The organism is Clostridium saccharobutylicum DSM 13864, assembly GCF_000473995.1.
Taxonomy (GTDB): Bacteria; Bacillota; Clostridia; order Clostridiales; family Clostridiaceae; genus Clostridium; species Clostridium saccharobutylicum.
Genome location: NC_022571.1, coordinates 1,162,264 through 1,181,727 on the forward strand (window position 1 = coordinate 1,162,264; position 19,464 = coordinate 1,181,727).

Annotated in this window: 16 protein-coding genes and 1 riboswitch; all 16 genes read left to right on the forward strand. The window is 29.3% G+C overall.

Annotated features, from left to right (window positions below; all coding sequences use genetic code 11):
* Positions 1-47 precede the first annotated feature (47 nt).
* The 16 genes from CLSA_RS05100 (at position 48) to CLSA_RS23060 (ending at position 19,452) form a co-directional block, all read left to right on the forward strand.
* The gene (locus CLSA_RS05100; RefSeq protein ID WP_022744339.1) at positions 48-1,094 is read left to right on the forward strand and encodes a PocR ligand-binding domain-containing protein; all 1,047 of its coding nucleotides are present in this window, start codon (positions 48-50) and stop codon (positions 1,092-1,094) included.
* A gap of 229 nt (positions 1,095-1,323) precedes the next feature.
* Positions 1,324-2,271: a quinolinate synthase NadA gene (gene nadA, locus CLSA_RS05105; RefSeq protein WP_041716477.1), complete on the forward strand. Its 948-nt coding sequence runs from the start codon at positions 1,324-1,326 to the stop codon at positions 2,269-2,271.
* Positions 2,272-2,281: 10 nt separating this feature from the next.
* A complete protein-coding gene (locus CLSA_RS05110) occupies positions 2,282-3,589 on the forward strand; it encodes an L-aspartate oxidase (RefSeq protein ID WP_022744341.1) in 1,308 nt (435 codons plus the stop codon).
* On the forward strand, positions 3,567-4,406 hold the full coding sequence (nadC, locus tag CLSA_RS05115) for a carboxylating nicotinate-nucleotide diphosphorylase (RefSeq protein WP_171770632.1): 840 nt from the start codon (positions 3,567-3,569) through the stop codon (positions 4,404-4,406). The genes CLSA_RS05110 and nadC overlap by 23 nt, the downstream gene beginning before the upstream one ends.
* A 371-nt stretch (positions 4,407-4,777) precedes the next feature.
* Positions 4,778-6,244 (forward strand): HAMP domain-containing sensor histidine kinase, encoded by a 1,467-nt coding sequence (locus tag CLSA_RS05120; protein WP_022744343.1) that lies wholly within the window; start codon positions 4,778-4,780, stop codon positions 6,242-6,244.
* Positions 6,245-6,581: 337 nt separating this feature from the next.
* Positions 6,582-7,280, forward strand: coding sequence for a response regulator transcription factor (locus tag CLSA_RS05125; protein ID WP_022744344.1), 699 nt, complete (start codon positions 6,582-6,584; stop codon positions 7,278-7,280).
* Between the two features lie 350 nt (positions 7,281-7,630).
* Complete coding sequence (locus tag CLSA_RS05130) at positions 7,631-8,824, forward strand: hypothetical protein (protein WP_022744345.1); 1,194 nt, start codon at positions 7,631-7,633, stop codon at positions 8,822-8,824.
* A gap of 1 nt (position 8,825) precedes the next feature.
* Positions 8,826-10,310, forward strand: a complete 1,485-nt coding sequence (locus tag CLSA_RS05135; RefSeq protein ID WP_022744346.1) for an efflux RND transporter periplasmic adaptor subunit — start codon at positions 8,826-8,828, stop codon at positions 10,308-10,310.
* Between the two features lie 12 nt (positions 10,311-10,322).
* Complete coding sequence (locus CLSA_RS05140) at positions 10,323-11,060, forward strand: ABC transporter ATP-binding protein (RefSeq protein WP_022744347.1); 738 nt, start codon at positions 10,323-10,325, stop codon at positions 11,058-11,060.
* The gene (locus tag CLSA_RS05145; protein WP_022744348.1) at positions 11,051-12,517 is read left to right on the forward strand and encodes an ABC transporter permease; all 1,467 of its coding nucleotides are present in this window, start codon (positions 11,051-11,053) and stop codon (positions 12,515-12,517) included. The genes CLSA_RS05140 and CLSA_RS05145 overlap by 10 nt, the downstream gene beginning before the upstream one ends.
* A 34-nt stretch (positions 12,518-12,551) precedes the next feature.
* Positions 12,552-14,054 (forward strand): N-acetylmuramoyl-L-alanine amidase family protein, encoded by a 1,503-nt coding sequence (locus CLSA_RS05150; protein WP_158380591.1) that lies wholly within the window; start codon positions 12,552-12,554, stop codon positions 14,052-14,054.
* A gap of 163 nt (positions 14,055-14,217) precedes the next feature.
* The gene (locus CLSA_RS05155) at positions 14,218-14,898 is read left to right on the forward strand and encodes a helix-turn-helix domain-containing protein (protein WP_022744350.1); all 681 of its coding nucleotides are present in this window, start codon (positions 14,218-14,220) and stop codon (positions 14,896-14,898) included.
* 11 nt (positions 14,899-14,909) lie between these two features.
* Positions 14,910-15,785, forward strand: a complete 876-nt coding sequence (locus CLSA_RS05160; RefSeq protein WP_257788124.1) for an IS3 family transposase — start codon at positions 14,910-14,912, stop codon at positions 15,783-15,785.
* A 220-nt stretch (positions 15,786-16,005) separates the two neighbouring features.
* Positions 16,006-16,095, forward strand: a riboswitch (cyclic di-GMP riboswitch).
* A 219-nt stretch (positions 16,096-16,314) separates the two neighbouring features.
* Complete coding sequence (locus CLSA_RS05165) at positions 16,315-17,049, forward strand: acyltransferase (RefSeq protein WP_022744351.1); 735 nt, start codon at positions 16,315-16,317, stop codon at positions 17,047-17,049.
* A gap of 47 nt (positions 17,050-17,096) precedes the next feature.
* Complete coding sequence (locus CLSA_RS05170) at positions 17,097-19,211, forward strand: methyl-accepting chemotaxis protein (RefSeq protein ID WP_022744352.1); 2,115 nt, start codon at positions 17,097-17,099, stop codon at positions 19,209-19,211.
* Positions 19,212-19,266: 55 nt separating this feature from the next.
* Positions 19,267-19,452 carry a hypothetical protein gene (locus CLSA_RS23060; protein WP_022744353.1) on the forward strand — a complete coding sequence of 62 codons (186 nt, stop codon included), beginning with the start codon at positions 19,267-19,269 and terminating at the stop codon, positions 19,450-19,452.
* Positions 19,453-19,464: the final 12 nt, after the last annotated feature.

The window sequence follows — 19,464 nt, forward strand, 5'->3', positions numbered from 1 at the left end:
GAAATTGCCTTATAATAAAAATTTAAAAATTAAAAAGGAGAGATTGTATGATAAAAATGTTACAGAATAATCAATTGGATATGGATGCATTAGAAATACAAGACATAATTGATATCAAATTATTACAAAGATTTCAAGATGACTTTGCATTTGCAATGAATTGTGCCAGTGTTACTGTAGATAAAAATGGAGATCCAGTAACAAATCCTAGCTCTTACACAAGATTTTGCGATAAATTTATTCATTCAACTAAAAAGGGGGATGACAGATGTGCAGCTTCACACAAAAGAATGGGAGAAGAGGCAGCAAGGACAGGGCAACCTTATATAGGAAAATGTCATGCTGGGCTTGTGGATTTTGCTGCACCAATTATTGTTGAAGGAAAATTAATAGGAACAGTTTTGGGGGGACAAATGTTAACTGAACCTCCAAAACCGCATGAATTTATTCAGATTGCAAAAGAAATAGATGTAGATGGAAATTCGCTTTCTGAATCAGCAAGAGAAGTTAACATTGTAGATCTAAAACATATAGAAAAAGCTGCAAATGTATTATTTATTGTTGTAAACTCACTTGCTAAAAATGGATACAATCAAATTCATTTAGATATGGTATCCAAAAAATTAGCAAATAATTTTATGCAAGTATCTGCTACAGTGGAAGAACTTTCTGCATCAGCAAATAATATTTCAACTCAACAAGAAGATTTGAATAGTGAAATTACTCAAGTAGGAGTAATAACAGAACAGATTAATAGTATACTTGATGCAATAAAAGGAATAGCAGCTCAAACTAAAATGCTTGGTCTTAATGCGTCTATTGAAGCTGCACGTGCAGGAGAAGTAGGAAAAGGATTTTCTGTTGTTGCAAAAGAAATAAGAAATTTAGCTGAAAATTCAAAAGAAACAGCAAAGAGTATTTCAGATTTAACAAATAAAATACAGGAATCAGTTAATGGAACAATAAAGAATTCTCAAATAACTCTAGATACAACGAAAGAACAATCAAAAGCAATGGAAGCGGTTAGCGAGAATATTCAAGATTCTGTATATATTGTAGATCAATTGGTGAATATGATGGATAATTTAAAATAAATATTTTTATCAAAAAAGTTATCTCAAAGTAATTTGAGATAACTTTTTTATATTTAATTATAATAATTTAGAATGCAAAGAAATTTTGATTATAATTGAGTTTTTATAATTTTAAATATTTGAGGCTATGAATTAATATTTATTAAACATGTTGAAGATAAAAATGCAAGGTGATATAATTGTGTTTACAGGTGTATATACACTTAAAAATTTAAGAAGAGGTGTAAATATGGGAACGGATTTAATACAAAAAATTTTAAAGTTAAAAAAAGAAAAAAATGCAGTTATACTTGCTCATTACTATCAACCAGCAATAATACAAGAATTAGCAGACTTTGTGGGCGATTCATATTATTTGAGTGAAATAGCTAGAGATTGTAAAGAAGAAGTTATAATGTTTTGTGGAGTTAGATTTATGGCTGAAAGTGCAAAAATTTTATCACCACAAAAAACAGTTTTGATGCCATGTGCTAGTGCAGGATGCTCTATGGCAGATATGGCTAGTGGAAAAGCATTGCTAGAGTTAAAGGAGAAATATCCTGAGGCTTATGTTGTATGTTATATAAATTCAACATGTAATGTAAAAGCTCATTGCGATGTTGCAGTAACATCTTCAAGTGCATTAAAAATATTGAAAAACATACCTAATAAACAAATAATGTTTTTACCAGATAGGAATTTAGGAGAATATGTTTCGGAGTTTTTCAAAGAAAAGGAGTTTATATTATGGGATGGATTTTGTAGATGCCATAATAAAATAAGCAAGGATGATATATTAAAAGTAAAACAGGAACATAATAATGCTAAGGTTTTAGTTCATCCAGAATGTCCAAAGGAAATTAGAGATATGGCAGATTATGTAGGAAGTACAAGTGGAATAATAAATTATGCAACTAATGATGATGGAAGTGAATTTATAATAGGAACAGAAGAAGGAATTTTACACGAATTAACAAAGAAAAATCCAAATAAAAAATTCTTTATTCCTGGAGATAGGATATGCTGTCAAGACATGAAAAAGACAACCCTTGAAAATTTGTATGATGCCTTATTAAATATGAAAAATGAGATGATTTTAGATGAAGATATTAGAATAAAAGCTCTAAAATCACTAGAAAATATGCATCTTTTAGGATCTGCAGAAGCTACAGTAATATTAGAATCGGAAGTAAGATAGGTGATTACTTATGAATAAATTTGTAGATGTATTAATAGTAGGCTCAGGGGTATCAGGTCTTTATTGTGCATTAAATTTAAGAAGTGATTTGAATGTATTAGTTGTATGCAAAGATAAAATAAGTTGTACTAATACTTATTTAGCACAAGGAGGTATATCTGTTGCAAGAGGTATAGAGGACATACCTTTATATATAGAAGACACTTTAAAAGCGGGAAAATATAAAAATGATGTTGAAGCAGTTAAAGTTTTAACATCAGAATCAATGGATAACATAAAACAATTAATAGATATGGGATTAAAATTTGATAGAAATGATGATGGAAGTTTAAATTTTACAAAAGAAGGTGCACATTCAATTAATAGAATAGTTCATACAAAAGATAACACAGGAGAAAGTACAGCTAACATCCTTATTGATAATGTAAAACATAGAGAGAATATAGCAGTTTATGAATATACTTATTTTATAGATATAATAGAAAGAGAGAATGAGTGTATCGGTGCTATATTAATAAAAGATGATGAACAAATAAATGTTTATGCAAAATCAGTAGTCCTTGCAACTGGGGGAATAGGAGGATTATTCAATAATTCAACCAATCAAAGAATACTAAAGGGTGATGGAATAGCAACTGCAGTAAAGCATAATATAGAGTTAAAAGATATAAATTATATTCAAATACATCCAACAGCTTTTTATGATAAGGAAATAGATGACAAAAGACTTTTAATATCTGAATCTTTAAGGGGAGAAGGAGGAAAGCTTACTAATATAAGTGGAGAAAGATTTGTAAATGAGCTTTTGCCTAGGGATGTAGTTTCAGAAGCAGTGTACAAGCAAATAAAAGAAACACAAACTCCCTATGTAAATTTAGATATAAGATTTTTAGGACGAGAATATATAATTAATAGATTTTCATCTATATATGAGGAATGTTTAAAAAGAGGAACAGATATAACTAGAGAATGTATTAAGGTATCTCCAGCTCAACACTTTTTTATGGGCGGAATAAAGGTTGATTTAAATTCATTGACATCTATGAAAAAATTATATGCAGTAGGAGAATCAAGCTGTACAGGAATTCATGGAGCTAATAGACTCGCAAGTAATTCTTTACTTGAAGGATTAGTATTTTCAAGGAGAGCTGCAAACTTAATAAATAGTGAAATAGACAATATAGAAAATAAAGTTTCAGTTGTAAAGAATATAGATAAGCCCTTAGAAAAACTATCAAGAGAAAATGAGGAATTGGTTAGAAATACGATAAAATCCATGGGAGGAAAATTAGATGATGAATTACTTAGTCATAGATAAAATAATAAGAGAATCACTTATTGAAGATGCACCAAATGGAGATATTACAACTAATGCAATTGTAGATGAAAATAGTATATCAACGGTTGACCTATTATGCAAAGAAGAAGGAATAATAGCAGGATTAGAAATCTATAAAAGAGTATTTGATATCTTAGGAGATGTGCAAGTTAAGCTGTGCAAAAAAGATGGTGATAAAGTATACAAAGCAGAGAAGATTGCATTTTTAAAGGGAAGTACTAGAAATATACTATTAGGAGAGAGAACAGCACTAAATTTATTACAAAGAATGAGTGGTATAGCAACTTTAACTAACAAATTTGTAAAAGAAATAGAGCATACAAAGACTAAATTATTGGATACAAGAAAGACTACACCAAATCTTAGAATATTAGAAAAATATTCAGTAAAAGTTGGTGGAGGATATAATCATAGATTTAATCTATCAGATGGAGTTATGCTTAAAGATAATCATATAGAAGCAGCAGGTGGAATAAAAAATGCAGTAGAGTTAGCTAGAAAAAATTCTTCTTTTGTTAGAAAAATAGAAGTTGAGACTGAAAGTATAGGAATGGTAAAACAAGCCTTAGAAGCAAAAGTAGATATAATAATGCTTGATAATATGAATTTAGACTTAGCAAAAGAAGTTGTAGAAATTATAAATAAAAGAGCATTAATTGAATTTTCAGGAAATGTTGAATTAAATAATATTAGGCAGATAGCAGAAATAGGAGTAGATTACATTTCAGTAGGAGCATTAACTCATTCAGCAAAAATACTTGATTTAAGTATGAAAAATCTTAAAATTTTAAATTGAACTACAGTATAACAGATGAAAGATAAAAATTTCGTCTGTTTTTTTGTTAATCAAAATAAGTATGTTAATACAGGAGATGCTACATAATATAGTAGTTTATTGAAGATAAATAGTTTAATTCAATAAGACTATTAAAATAATTTACTAATGATATTATAGAGAATAAAGTAATGATATAATATTAAAATAATAAGGAACATGAAAGAAAATAACAAGTACGAAATGCCCAAATTATATTTTATTAGAGAAGAATTTAGGTTGGTATCGTAGCTGGTTTGTTATGGAAATCTCATTACTAAGCATAATGCGAAATAGATTTAGCAGATGAACTTATTATATTTGAATGTGCCTAATAGAAAGGATTAATTTTAATGAAGATAAAAAAGCGGTTAACAATTTCTAATATTCTGATGTTAATTATACCTCTTGTACTTATATTTGGAGTTGCAAGTGCTATGAAAGAACCTTTTATGAAAATATATGATAAAAAAAATGAAGAGTTTAAATTAAAAGACCCTTATGCATATGCAATTCAAGATAAATTAAGATTTGAAATGGATAAAATTATTCGTAAAGAGGATTTAAATGATTTTATAGTAGAGGTTCAAAAATTTCTTGAGCCTAAGGGATATAATTTAATAGTAACATATGATGGTGAAATTGTTTCATCCGATATTACCGATGAAGATAGGAAGGCAATTTCTCAAATTGGAGATGATGTGGTTTTTAAGTCTAATTCTTTAGTACTTGAAATGAATTCTACATGCTTTGTTAAAAATAGCTTTAAAAAAGATAACAAAGTTATTAATGTTATTGCAATAAATTCATCATATGTTCCAGTAAGATTTAATATGAGAGATGAAATGAAAAATGTTATGTTTGGTTATATAGGTGTTGTGTTTTTAATTTCGATTATTATAATTACTATTACGAATGTTATATTAAGTTCTAAAATTTATAAGAAATTAATAAAGCCGTTGGAACTTCTAAGTTATGGTTCGGAACAAATTAAAGATGGAAATCTTGATTTTGAAATGAATTATGAGAGTGATGATGAATTCGGACAAGTGTGCAGTGATTTTAATGATATGAGATTACGATTGAAGGATTCGGTTGAAAAACAATTAAAATTTGAAGAAAATAGAAAGCAATTAGTTGCAGGAATATCTCATGATTTACGTACACCTTTAACAGCAATTAAAGGGTATGTAGAAGGGTTACGTGATGGTATAGCGAACACCCCTGAAAAGCAATTTAAATATTTAAATACTATTTATACAAAAGCATGTGATATGGATGTACTTGTTGATAGTTTGTTTTTGTTTTCAAAATTAGATACAGGAAGTTTTCCTTTTAAGTTTAATGTTATGAGTGCAAGTTATTATATTGAAAGTTTTTATAATATTGCTAAAAGTGAGTTTTATGGAAAAAACATTGATATTTGTTTTGAAAATAAGTGTAGTAATTTAACTAAGATAAAAGTGGATTTTCAAGAAATGAATAGAGTTCTTTTCAATATAGTGGAAAATAGTATAAAATATAATAATAATATTTTAGTAAAGACAAAAATATTATTATATGAAACCGATGATTCAGTAGTTATAGAAGTCAGTGATAATGGCAAAGGGGTATTAGATGAAGAACTTAAAAATTTATTTGTTGGTTTCTATCGTGGAGATACATCACGTACAAATCCTAGTGAGGGAAGTGGATTAGGACTTGCCATAGCAAAACGTATTGTGGAAGATCATGGAGGTAAAATTTCAGCATACAATATGAATGGACTTATAATAAAAATAATACTTCCAAAAGTAATTAAGGTGCATGAAAATAAATAATAAGTCCAAAGTTGCCATGTATATTTTTCATCAGGCAAGGAGGCGAATTGTCCTCATAGTGGGCCTATTAGGTCAATTTTCCGATGAGCAGCTAAGTGAAAGTCCAAATCTATGATTTTGTTTCTTGAACTTAGCTAACTCATTCATGAGTCAGCATCCTTTCTAAATAGATTTGGTGTGAATCGGTTAAGCAGACATCTCAAATCTATGATTTGATGATGGTCGCTCACTCAGAGAGCACTCAGTGAGCGAATGCGAGTCGAGCTTCCTCTGCTGACAAATTGACTTGTTATTTTTTGAATGTGCCTAAGTAAATATAATACTGGGGGAAATGTTAATGAAACGTGTGTTAATAATAGAGGATGATAAGAGTATTGCAGAACTTGAACAAGATTATTTAGAGATTAACGGATTTGAAGTTGAAATTGCGGAAACTGGATATATTGGGGTGGATTTTGCACTAAATAAGGAATTTGATTTAATTTTACTAGATGTAATGCTTCCAGGTAAGGATGGATTTAAGGTCTGTGAAGAAATAAGAAAAAGCAAGGAAATTCCTATTTTAATGGTTACTGCTAGAAAGGAAGATATTTACAAGATAAAAGGGTTAGGAATTGGAGCTGATGATTATATTGTAAAGCCATTCAGCCCTGGTGAATTAGTTGCTAGAGTAAATGCACATATATCAAGATATGAACGTCTTACAACAATTGATAAAAGTAATGATAATGAACATAATTCAATTAAAATAGGCAGATTGAAGATTTTAACTAAAGCGAGACGCGTATATATAGATGATGAAGAGATAAGATTAGCTAATAAAGAGTTTGAATTATTGTTGTTCTTATGTCTAAATCCTAATATTGTATTCTCCAAGGATAAATTATTAGATAGAATTTGGGGAACAGAATCTTTTGGAGATACATCAACAGTTACAGTACATATTAATAGAATAAGAGAAAAAATTGAAATAGATAGTAGTAATCCTCAATACATAGAAACAGTATGGGGAGCAGGATATAGATTTAATTTATAAATTAGGTATCTATAAGGAAATGCAAAATGAGAACTATATTTATAATTATGAATGCATAATGTTGGCAATTTATAATTACAAATATAGTTTTTTTATGCTTTTAAAATGTAGGTATATTTTACAGTTGTTTATATTTTGTTTATAAGTGGTTTATTTTAAAGTTATAAATTCAATTTATACTAGGAGATATATAGAATATAGAGAATTATTTTTAAATTTAGCAAATTTTTATTACATATAAAAAATAATAAATCAAATATGTAAAATAGGATAGCATAGTGAATTATTATTTTTGAATATGAAATAACAAACAACTTTAGAACAAATATAAATTTGAGGAGGACATACAAGTGAAAAAGACATTTATAATGTTTCTAATGATGTCATTAATGTTAGGTAACACATCTGCTGCATGGGCGGATAGTAGTAGCATTGAATTATCTTTAGACAATATAAAACCTATAATACTTGAAAATAATTTAGATATGCAAACAGCAGACAATAATGAGAAGAAAGCAGAAGAAGATTATAACAATCTTTTAGATGATGTAAATGATAAGGAAGATGAAGTAACAGCTAAAAAAACTGAAATAAGTAATTATAATACTGAAATAAGTAATTTCAAGCTTGCTGAAGATGGATCTAATAGTGATGATTTAACAACTTTAAAAACAAATCTTAAAACTGCAACTAATGATTTAAATAAATTAAATACTGATTTGGATACTTTGGAGCAACAAAAAACTACTAAGAGATATGCGGTTAAAACCGCAACTGTTACATATAATCAAACAGTGGAAAAAGCAGTATATGCAGCACAACAAGATTATATAAATTATCTATCTATATTAGAAGGCAAAGAAACAAAGGAAAATGAAATTAAAAGTAATGAAAGAGATTTAAGTGTTTTTAAGTTAAAGTATAGTCAAGGCTTCGCAGCTAAAAATGATGGTGATGCTTTTAATTTAAAGGAAACTACTTTAAAGAATGATTTATCACAAATAAATACTAAAGCTGATGTAGCTTTGAAAGATTTGAAGACTGTATTAGGTGTAGATCAAAATACAGAAATTAAATTTGATAATTCAATAGATAAAGATTTACAAGACATATTACAAATAAATTTCGATGAAGATACAAAAACAATGCTTGAAAATAATTTTAATATACAACTTCAAAATTTATCAATCGATGAGTTAAACAATAAACAAGATCAAGATGATTCAAGTGTAAGTGAGTATGAGATTGATAATTCTCAAATTTCATTGGAACAAAAAACTATTGATGCTAAAACAAATTTTAAAAGTCAATATGATGCGCTTATGACTTCATACAATACACTAAAAAGCGATTATGATGCTTTAAAAAATTATCAAACACAATTTAATACTATAAATGCTGAATATTCATATGGCTTCGCATCTAAACAACAAGTAGATGATTTAAATACTCAAATAGCGGATCAAAATTCTGTCATAGATAATCAAAAGAATCAATTATATTTAAATTATTTACATTATATTCAAATGAAGGAGGGATATTAAATTGAAGTTACCACTTAAGATAGGAAAGTCATTAAAAAAGGATGAAATAAGTGAAAAGGGAATAGAAACAAAAAACTTTTCTAAAAGTAAGATAAATAAAAAGGTTATCGGTGCAATATGCCTACTACTTATTGCAGGTGCAGGATTTACAATTTACAAGGTGAAGTTTGCTAAAAAAAGAAATACAGTACAAAGTAGTGTTAAATATACTAATCTTGAAAAAACAAATATTGCAACATCTATTAGTTCTTCTGGAGCTATAAAAAGTGGGGATTCTACAAATATATATTCAAATCTGGAATATAATGTTGCAAGTATTAATGTAGAAGTTGGAGATGTAGTAAAAAAAGGTGATGTTCTTGCAACAATAGATACTACAACCTTAGAAGAAGAAATTGCTGAGGCACAACAAACTCTTACTGCAAATCAAGCAAAGAATCAAGCAGCATTAGCACAATCGCAAAAAAATTATGATAATGCAAAATATTTATATGATAATAATTTAAATACAAATATAGTGAGTGCAGAAACAACTCTTAATAAAGATAAACTTGCGCTTGATGAAAGTAAGAAAACTTATGAATATAAAAATGAAATGTTAAAGAATGGAAGCGAATCACAAGATAATGTAAACCAAGCACAAATAAGTTATGAAAATGAACAAAAAGCTTGCAATCAAGATGAAGTTTCTTTAGAAGCAGCAAAGCTTTCAGCTCAAAAAGAGATAGAAAATTACAAAGCAGCATTGGATAGTGCACAAGCAGTTGTAAATGATAAAACTGCTCAATTAGCATTACAAGATAAGAAGAAAAAATTACAAGATGCACAAGTAATTGCAACCGTAGATGGAACAGTAACTAATGTAAATGCAGTAGTTGGTGTACAAGCCAGTGGAGCACTATTTGTAATTCAAGATTTAAGTAATCTAATAGTAAATGCAAGTGTTGATGAAACAAATGTTGCAAATGTAAAAGCTGGACAAAGAGCAGAAATAACAACAGATGCATCAGGTTCTAATATTATTGCAGGACAAGTTGTAAGCGTTGAACCAGTTTCTAGCACTGCTAGTGCAAGTACTAGTAGTACTAGCAGTAGCAGCAGTAATAGTAAAAGTAGTACTTCGACTAGCACTACAAGTAATTCAACAAGTAGTGATGTATCGTTTACTGTTAAAGTACAATTAACTGGTCAAAATGATAAGGTAAAGGTTGGAATGAATTCTGTAGTAAATATTATTACAGATGAAAAGAGCGATATATATTCAGTACCATATGCAGCTGTAATTAATAATAATGGGCAAAGTGAAGTTTATGCTGCAGAAAAACAAGGTGGACAATATGTTGTTAAAGAAATTCCTGTAACTAAAGGTATAGAATCTGCAGCTAATGTTGAGATAGAGGGCACGGATCTTTCAGATGGGATGATTATACTTAATGATCCATCAAATATATCACCAGGAAGTACTGTACCAATAAAATTAAAGTAGAGGTGAGTTTTTTTGAGTAAAAATATAATAGAGATGAAAAATATTATAAAGAGCTTTTATATAGGAACTCCAAATGAATTGAATATTTTAAAAGGAATTGACATTACCGTAAAAGAAGGGGAATTTGTATCTATTATTGGAACATCAGGTTCAGGAAAAAGTACTTTGATGAATATTATAGGTGCACTTGATAGAGCAACATCGGGAGAATATATGTTAGATGATACCAATATTAATGACATATCAGATGATGGTTTATCCGAAGTAAGAAATAAGCAAATAGGATTTGTATTTCAAACTTATAATTTAATACCAAGAAGTTCAGCATTGAAAAATGTTGAATTACCAATGCTTTATTATGGTGTGAATAAAAAAGATAGAAGACAACGTGCAGAAGAACTTTTAGAACTTGTTGGAATGAAAGAAAGAATGTCTCATCAACCTAATGAATTATCTGGAGGACAAAAACAAAGAGTCGCAATAGCCCGTGCACTTGTAAATAATCCTAGTATAATACTTGCAGATGAACCAACAGGAGCTCTTGACTCTGCAACTGGAAGAATGGTTATGGATTTATTTCATAAAATTCATGAACAAGAAGGAAAAACAATAGTACTTATAACTCATAATAATGAACTTGCAGATGAAACGGAAAGAATTATAACACTAAAAGATGGAAATATAACATCGGTAGCAGAGAATGAAAAGTATTATAGAAGATTCAAAGAAGAGGAAAAAATATGTTTATAAAAGAAAATATACTGCTTGCTATAGCAGGCCTTAAATCTAATAAAATGCGTTCATTACTTACAATGCTTGGAATCATAATAGGTATAGCATCTGTAATAGGTGTTGTTTCAGTAGGTAATGCAATGACGTCTTCTGTAACAAGTTCAATGTCTTCAATGGGTGCTACTAATATTACGGTTAATGTTCAAGAAAAAAGTACGACTAGTACAACAAATACTATTAATAAAAGCAATAGCAGTGATAAACAATCAGGTAGTAGTTCAAAAGGTGGCAATAAAGGATCACAGGAAGGCGGTAATTCACAAGGTGGAAATAAAGGCGCACAAGCTGGAGGCGGTGGATCATCAACATCTGGAATGTTAGGCGGCGGTGGTGGAATGCCAGGTGGCGGCGGTGGTCCTGGTGGTGGCCCAGGTGGAAGGCAAGGAAAATCCAGTAGTACTGAAAAAGATACAGATCTTATGACAATGGAGCAGATAAATGAATTAGAAGATAATTTTAGTGATAAGATAAGTACAATAAGTATGTCTGAAAATGGTTCTTCTGGTAAAGTTAAAAGTAGTAGCACATATGCTAATATAAGTACAATAGGAACAAATGTTGGATATCAAGATGTTAAAAGTATATCTATGAAGGAAGGAAGATATATTGCACAAAATGATATTGATCAGTCAAAGAATGTTGCAGTAGTTTCAGATAAATTGGTAACCAAAATATTTGGAGATAGTGTTGATCCAATAGGTCAAGATATTAAGGTGTATACATCAAATGCAATTTACACATATACTATAGTTGGTGTTTATACGTATAAAGCTTCAGGAACAAGTAGAACAACATCTGATGATAATTTAACAACTGATTTATATATTCCAGTAACAGTTGTAAAGAAAACTGCAACTAATAAAAATTATCAGACATTTACAATAAAGCCTAAAGACGGTGTTGATGTTCAATCATTTACAACAGAAGTTACAAGTTATTTATCTAAGTTGTATGAAAAAAATGAAAAGTTTGAAGCAGTGGCAAGTAATATGGAAAGTATGCTTGAATCGAGAACATCAATGATGAGTACAATATCAATTGCCATATCTGCAATTGCCGGAATATCACTTTTAGTTGGTGGAATTGGAGTAATGAATATAATGCTTGTCTCTGTTACTGAAAGAACAAGAGAAATAGGAACTAGAAAAGCACTTGGAGCCAAGAGTACTCACATACAAATGCAATTTATAGTCGAATCAATTATAATATGTTCAATAGGCGGTATTCTTGGAATACTGCTAGGTGTGATAATTGGTACAATGGGTTCAAAAGCAATGGGATATGCAGCAGCAATATCGCCAGTGGTAATTTTGATAAGTTTCACATTTTCAATGTTTATTGGTGTATTCTTTGGATATTATCCAGCTAAGAAGGCAGCAAAACTTGATCCAATTGAAGCGTTGAGATATGAATAGTAAAGTATGGATAATTAAAAAGGATGGATATTTTATGAATAAAAGTATTAAGCATGTAGTAGTTTTAACACTTGCTATAGGCGTATTCTCGGTAGTTGAACCTGTTAAATATTTGAATTTAACTAATGAGAAAGTGTATGCTTCAACAGATAATAGTGATCTTTTGAGTAAAATTTCTTTAAGTGATGGTAGTATTAGTTTTAGCAGAACCACAACATCATATGATGTACATGTAAAATCTTCAGTTGAATATGTAACAATTAAAGCAGTACCGGCAAATACAGATTATACTACAGTAACGATTGATGGAGAAACAGTTACTGAAGGCAGTGAATATAAAACAGATGTAAAATTAGATAAAGGTGAAAATACAATTAAGATAAAAGTTATAAATGGAAGTAGAACAAAAATTTATACTTTAAATATAACTAGAGGCAGTAGTTCGAGTTCTGCAGATTTAGATGAGGAGATAAATGATGTTCATTTATCATCGGTTGAATTAAGTGATGGAAATATTGATTTTTCTTCGACACAATATTCTTACGATGTTAATGTAGATTCATCTGTTGATGAACTTGGAGTTACTGCAACACCACAAGAAGATTCTTATAATGTTATAATTAATGGGACAGAAGTTGATGAGGACGATAACTACAAAAGAAAAATAAAGTTAGAAAATGGACAAAACACTATAACTGTAAAAGTTAAAAATAGTGAAGATGATAGTGAAAAAACATATACACTTAATGTAACAAGAGGAGATGCAGAGCAATCAAATTCCAAATCTTCAACTTCAGATCAAGTTGAAGATTTACATAAGGGAAATGTTTTTCTAAAATCATTGAATGTTGGAAGTGATAATGTAGATTCTCTAACAAGTCAAAATATTTACAATTTATCAGTTAAAGATAATTTGCAAGAAATAACAATTGAAGCAAAACCAGAAAATGAAAATTATGTAGTAACAATTGATGGTACAGAAGTAAGCAATGATAATTATAATTATACTAAAAATATATCATTGTTTAGAGGAAAAAATGCAATAAGGATAGAGGTTAAGAATCCAGATAATGATGAACAGAGGACATATATATTAAATATAGTAAGAGGAACTGAAACAAATACATCTGACGATAAAGACGTAATATTAAAAAATATATCAGGAAAATGTAGTCAATGGGTTAAGAATAACAATCAGTGGATGTATAATGATGAAACAGGAACGCCATTAAAAGATTCATGGTTTACTGATAGGAGCAATGGAAACACGTATTATTTACAAGATGATGGAATAATGAAAACTGGATGGTTAAACAAATTTGATAAATGGTACTATTTTAATCAAAGTGGTATTATGAAAACTGGTTGGCAATGTATAGATGGTAATTGGTATTATTTAAATACATCAGGGACAATGCAAACGGGCTGGATTAATTTAAACGACAAATGGTATTACTTATATGATTCAGGGATAATGGCAAAAGATACAACAATTGATTGTTATGCATTAGATTCAAATGGTACGTTGGTAAATTAATTGAATAATTTTGTAAGTGAAATTTTTAAATGGCTACAAAAAAGTTTTGGTCTTTTTTAAGTTGAATAATAATTAATGATAAAAGTAGTTGGAATATTGATATGCTCCCTTTATAGTAGACAGTTAAAATAATAAAACTGTTTCTATAAAGGGGGTGTTTTTTATGGGCAGAAAAGAAAAAGTTTCTATTGAAGAAAAGCTAAGAGCTATTAAATCTTACCTATCAGGTGAAAAAAGTGCTGCACAAATATGTTCTGATTTTAGCATCCATAATCAATCATTTAGGAATTGGATTCGTAAGTATAATATGAATGGTGAAAACGGATTAGTTGTTACTCATAAAAATAAAATTTATTCAGAAGAAATCAAATATATGGCAATTCATGATTATCTTGATGGCAACGGTTCATTGGAAAATATATGCACTAAATATGAAATTCCATCAATTTATAGTCTCCAACAATGGATTAAGAAGTATAATAGTCATAAGATATTTAAATCTCACAATAAGCAAGGGGATAGAATTATGACTAATGGAAGAAAAACCACTTATGAAGAAAGAATTGAGATTGTTGCATTCTGCATTTCGAATAATGATGATTATCAAGCCACTGCTGATAAATTTAAGGTTTCTTATCAACAAGTTTATACATGGGTAAGAAAATATAAATCTAATGGATATGAAGAGTTAATGGACCGTCGCGGTAAGCGTAAAGAGCCTGAGGAGCTTACTGAGTCTGATAAATTATCAGCACAACTAAAACTTATTGAAGCAGAAAATAGACGTTTAAAGATGGAGAATGATTTCTTAAAAAAATTGAAGGAAGTAGAAAGAAGGCGATAAGCACTAGAATCATCCAAGAATATAAATATATTTCTATAAAAGAATTACATGAGGAAAATGGCTATCCAATAGCTGATTTATGCAATTTAGCTAGTATTGCACGATCATCTTACTACAAATGGATTAACCGTTCAGAGACTGAATTAGATAAAGAGAATTCAATAATACTAAAAGAAATTGTTAAGCTTTATGAAGATGTACATGGTATCTATGGATACCGTCGGATAACAATGAATATAAATCGACTTCTTAATAAACAGTATAATCATAAACGAATTTATAGATTAATGAAGTCTATTAACATGAAATCAGTTATAAGAAAAAAGAGAAAGTCTTATCTACAAAGTACTCCACAAATAACGGCAGAAAACAAATTAAATAGAGAATTCTATGCAAAGAAACCAAATGAAAAATGGTTAACAGATGTTACTGAGTTTAAGATACTTAATGGTCAAAAGGCTTACCTCAGTGCAATATTTGATTTATCTGATAAAAGCATTATTTCTTATGTGGTCGGTCACTCAAATAACAATCAACTTGTTTTTGATACACTTGACTTAGCAGTAATTGCTAATCCGACTGCAAAGCCACTTTTTCATAGTGATAGGGGATTTCAATATACTAATAGAACTTTCAAGGCTAAACTTGATAAGATTAATGCAACTCAAAGCATGTCACGTGTCAGTAGGTGTATCGACAACGGACCAATGGAAGGTTTTTGGGGAACTCTCAAATGCGAGATGTATTATTTGCAAAAATTTTATACTTATGAAGAATTAAGACAAGCGATTGATGATTACATAGTATTTTATAATACAAAGAGGTTACAGAAAAATTTAAAAGGTCTGACTCCAATTGAATATCGAAATCAGACCTTAGCTTCATAATTTTTTTATTTTTTCATCTGTCTACTTGACAGGGGGCAGTTCATATAATATCAACTGCTTTTTTTAATATTTATTGAGTTCTATAAAAATTGTAATTATCCTAATATGTAAAAAATATATAATTAAGTAAAAATAACAATATTATTGGAAAAATCTAATTTATTATATTGAAATTTGCCACAAAAAGTGTAATAATGTTTATTAGAAGATTAAAACTTTATAATGATAATAGTACACTTACTGAAAAGTAGGGCCACAAAGCTATGAGTCTAAGGAAAATTTTATTTTCTATGATTGTCAGGTTGCCAAAATATAGTTAAATTCATGAATTTTATATTTGTTTTAACTTTGGTGTCTATATATAATAGGCACCTTTTAATTTAAAATATACAATAATTGCACATAGGTATAAGAGATTATTTTTGGTATTATACTGTGCTTAATAGCCAATAAAATCGTATAGTTAATGATTTTGTATTGAGAGGAGGATTGATTATTTTTATTACGATTTTAATAATCAAACTAACATATGAATAAAATAAATAATTTACTGAACGAAGTGGAATGCATTGTTAATAATGGGATAACTAAAGAGGGTGTTATTAAAATCTTAAATACTTTAAAATGTTCTTTTCCGATTGAAATATTGGATGAACTTAAATTGTATGGAGATTATTTGCCTAAAAATCAAGAAATAGGTTTTTCACAAGAAAAGAGATATTTGCATTTTTTATGGGATGCATTGGATAAATCTCCGATGTGCCTTGCAGCTAATTTTTCTATTCCATTTAGAAGGATATTAGCAAACAAATTATTTAAATCATGTGGAAAGAATTTTGTGGCGGAGGAAAATGTTCGTTTTAATGTTCCAGATAACATTGAAATAGGAGATGACGTGTTTCTGAATAGGGGGGTATTTTTAGATTCAAAGGGAGGCGTAATATTAGGGGATTCAATTGTAATAACTGAGGGGGTAACAATATTTACTCATTCACATACTGAAGATGATCATGAATTAAGGACTTATGCTCCTGTAATTGTAAAGGATTATGCTAAAATATATTCGAATTCAACTATATTGCCAGGAGTTACAATTGGAAAGCAATCAATAGTAGCTGCGTGTTCTCTACTAGATAAAAATGTAGAGGATAATGCTTTAGTGGGAGGTGTGCCTGCAAAGGTTATAAGAGGAAGAAAAAATTTAGATAAGAATGAAGAAGAATTAAATCATATATGGTTTTATAATAACGAATTTCAAAAATAAAATATATACAAGTAAAATTTTTAATATTTATAAGGGGATTAGAAAATATGAAAATGTCTTTTAAATCTAAGTTTATGTTGTTAGTTTTACCATTAGTTATAGTTGGCTTATTGTCACTAACAGGAATTGCATATGTTAAATTTAACAAGATAATCGAAAAAGAAATAATGGATTCAATGTCAATGAGAACGACTGAAGCTACAGATCACATCAATACTTGGTTGACAGGAAGACTTGGGGAAGTACGTGAAACAGCTCAAAATCCTATGATGAAACGTATTTTAGAAAGTAATCCTAGTCTGGACTTAAGCAAAGATGATGAATCTACAAAATTGATAGATGAACTAAATCTATCTAGATGGCAATTTATTAAAGATACATATCCAGATCAATATGCAGCTTTACATATTGTAAATTCATTACCTAAAGATCAATGGAATAATGCTGATAGTTTAACTAAGCTTACAGCACGATATGTTAATGTAAAAGATGGACAATGTAAAACTTCTCCTTGGGCAAAGGCAGCAGTAGCAGAAGCATCAGAAAGGTTTTCTCAAAATGGTGGTGTTCCTTATGATGTTATATTAAAACCAGCATATTCTGACGCATATTCAGCTAATATGGTACTAATGCTTGCATGGCAAAAGGATGAGAATGGTAATGTTGTAGGTGGTGCCGGTGCGAGTTTAAAAATAGAAGCTATACAAAAGATAGTAGAAAATGAGAAGTATGGACAAAAGGGATATGGAATGTTATTAGCAAAGGATGGTACTTTTATTGTTCATCCAAACAAAGATTGGGCAATGAAAGAAAAGATTACTACAGTTAATGATCCTGAGCTTACAAAATTAAGTGAACTTATTGCGAGTGGTAATCCTGGAATATTCCGCTTTGGTGAAGGAAACGATAGGAAAATTGCATTTTACGCTAAGGCTCCAATAGCTGATTGGACTGTAGTTAATGTAGTTTATGAAAATGAACTTTTTGCTGCATCTAATAAGTTAATAATAATTATGTTAATAATAGCATTAGGAATTACAATTGTTTTATCATTAGCTATATACTTAGGAGCAAGTAAACTTGTTAAACCATTAACTCGTCTTAGTAATTTTGCTAATAATGTATCTACTGGAGATTTAAGTGGTTCTATAGAGGTTGAATCGCAAGATGAAATTGGAAGCCTTGCCACAGCATTTAATAATACAGTACAAGCACTGAGAAGTATATTAACGGATATAAACACGGAGTCTCAAAAGGTTAATAATCTTTCAAGTGATCTTGCAGCTTCCTGTAAAGATTCTAGTGTGGTGACAACTGAAGTTTCTAAAGCTATACAAGTTGTTGCAGAAAACACTACTCAACAAGCAAGACAAGTCGCTTTATCTACAGATAAGACTGTTGAGATGAAAGAGACAAGTGAGAATGTTACAAGTAAATGTAATTATATGCTTGAAAAGGCTGAGGAATCGCATAATATAAGTGCTGTAGCTTTTGAAGCTGTAGATAAAGCAGTAAACAGCATGAAAATAATTGTTGAAAACAATAATGATAATTTAAATGAAAGTAAAATATTACTTGCAAAATCATCTGAGATTGGTAAAATTGTTGAGGTTATTACTAGTATTGCAGATCAAACTAATTTACTTGCACTTAATGCAGCTATTGAAGCAGCTCGTGCAGGAGAACAAGGTCGTGGTTTTGCTGTTGTTGCTGATGAGGTAAGAAAGCTTGCAGAACAGTCATCTGTTGCAGCTAGTCAAATATCTAATCTTATTAATGGCATACAACAACAGATTCAATGTATAACTGATAGTATGAATACTGGTTCTAAGGAAATTACAAGTGGTATGGAGACAGCATTACAAGCTGAAACGCATTTTGAAGATATTGAAAAAGCTATCAGTAATATTTTTAATGTTGTTCGTGATGTATCTTCTGCTACAGAAGTAATGATTGAAACAGCAGAAAGTACTGTTACAGAAATGAAAGAAGCATCATTTATTTCAGAGCAGACGGCATCTGCAACTGAAGAAGTATCTGCATCTGCGGAAGAACAATCTGTTGCCATGGATGAAATTGGAAATACTGCTACTCAATTATCAAAACTTTCAGACAGACTTAATGAATTAGTAACTAAATTTAAGATTTCTGATGATAATTAGAGATAAGAATTAAGTAAAGTTTTAAAATTATATAGAATTCGTTTTAAAGAAGTTTATGAATTATATAAAATCAAAAACGATAAGATTAATTTATAATTCAGATGTTTTATTAAAATCTCTTGCAAGTTTTTTAGCTAGCAAGAGATTTTTTTTTATTAGTAAAATGCAATTGTTTGTTTCAAATGAAACAGAGAATATATTTAAATTAAAGTATACTAAAGACAATAAATCAAATATATAAAATTATATTAGG

Excerpts from the sequence above, each read along its gene's own strand:
- CLSA_RS05100 (WP_022744339.1), top strand. The coding sequence starts at position 48 with ATGATAAAAATGTTACAGAATAATCAATTGGATATGGATGCATTAGAA.
- nadA (WP_041716477.1), top strand. The coding sequence starts at position 1,324 with ATGGGAACGGATTTAATACAAAAAATTTTAAAGTTAAAAAAAGAAAAA.
- CLSA_RS05110 (WP_022744341.1), top strand. The coding sequence starts at position 2,282 with ATGAATAAATTTGTAGATGTATTAATAGTAGGCTCAGGGGTATCAGGT.
- nadC (WP_171770632.1), top strand. The coding sequence starts at position 3,567 with ATGAATTACTTAGTCATAGATAAAATAATAAGAGAATCACTTATTGAA.
- CLSA_RS05120 (WP_022744343.1), top strand. The coding sequence starts at position 4,778 with ATGAAGATAAAAAAGCGGTTAACAATTTCTAATATTCTGATGTTAATT.
- CLSA_RS05125 (WP_022744344.1), top strand. The coding sequence starts at position 6,582 with ATGAAACGTGTGTTAATAATAGAGGATGATAAGAGTATTGCAGAACTT.
- CLSA_RS05145 (WP_022744348.1), top strand. The coding sequence starts at position 11,051 with ATGTTTATAAAAGAAAATATACTGCTTGCTATAGCAGGCCTTAAATCT.
- CLSA_RS05150 (WP_158380591.1), top strand. The coding sequence starts at position 12,552 with ATGAATAAAAGTATTAAGCATGTAGTAGTTTTAACACTTGCTATAGGC.
- CLSA_RS05155 (WP_022744350.1), top strand. The coding sequence starts at position 14,218 with ATGGGCAGAAAAGAAAAAGTTTCTATTGAAGAAAAGCTAAGAGCTATT.
- CLSA_RS05165 (WP_022744351.1), top strand. The coding sequence starts at position 16,315 with ATGAATAAAATAAATAATTTACTGAACGAAGTGGAATGCATTGTTAAT.
- CLSA_RS05170 (WP_022744352.1), top strand. The coding sequence starts at position 17,097 with ATGAAAATGTCTTTTAAATCTAAGTTTATGTTGTTAGTTTTACCATTA.
- CLSA_RS23060 (WP_022744353.1), top strand. The coding sequence starts at position 19,267 with ATGAATTATATAAAATCAAAAACGATAAGATTAATTTATAATTCAGAT.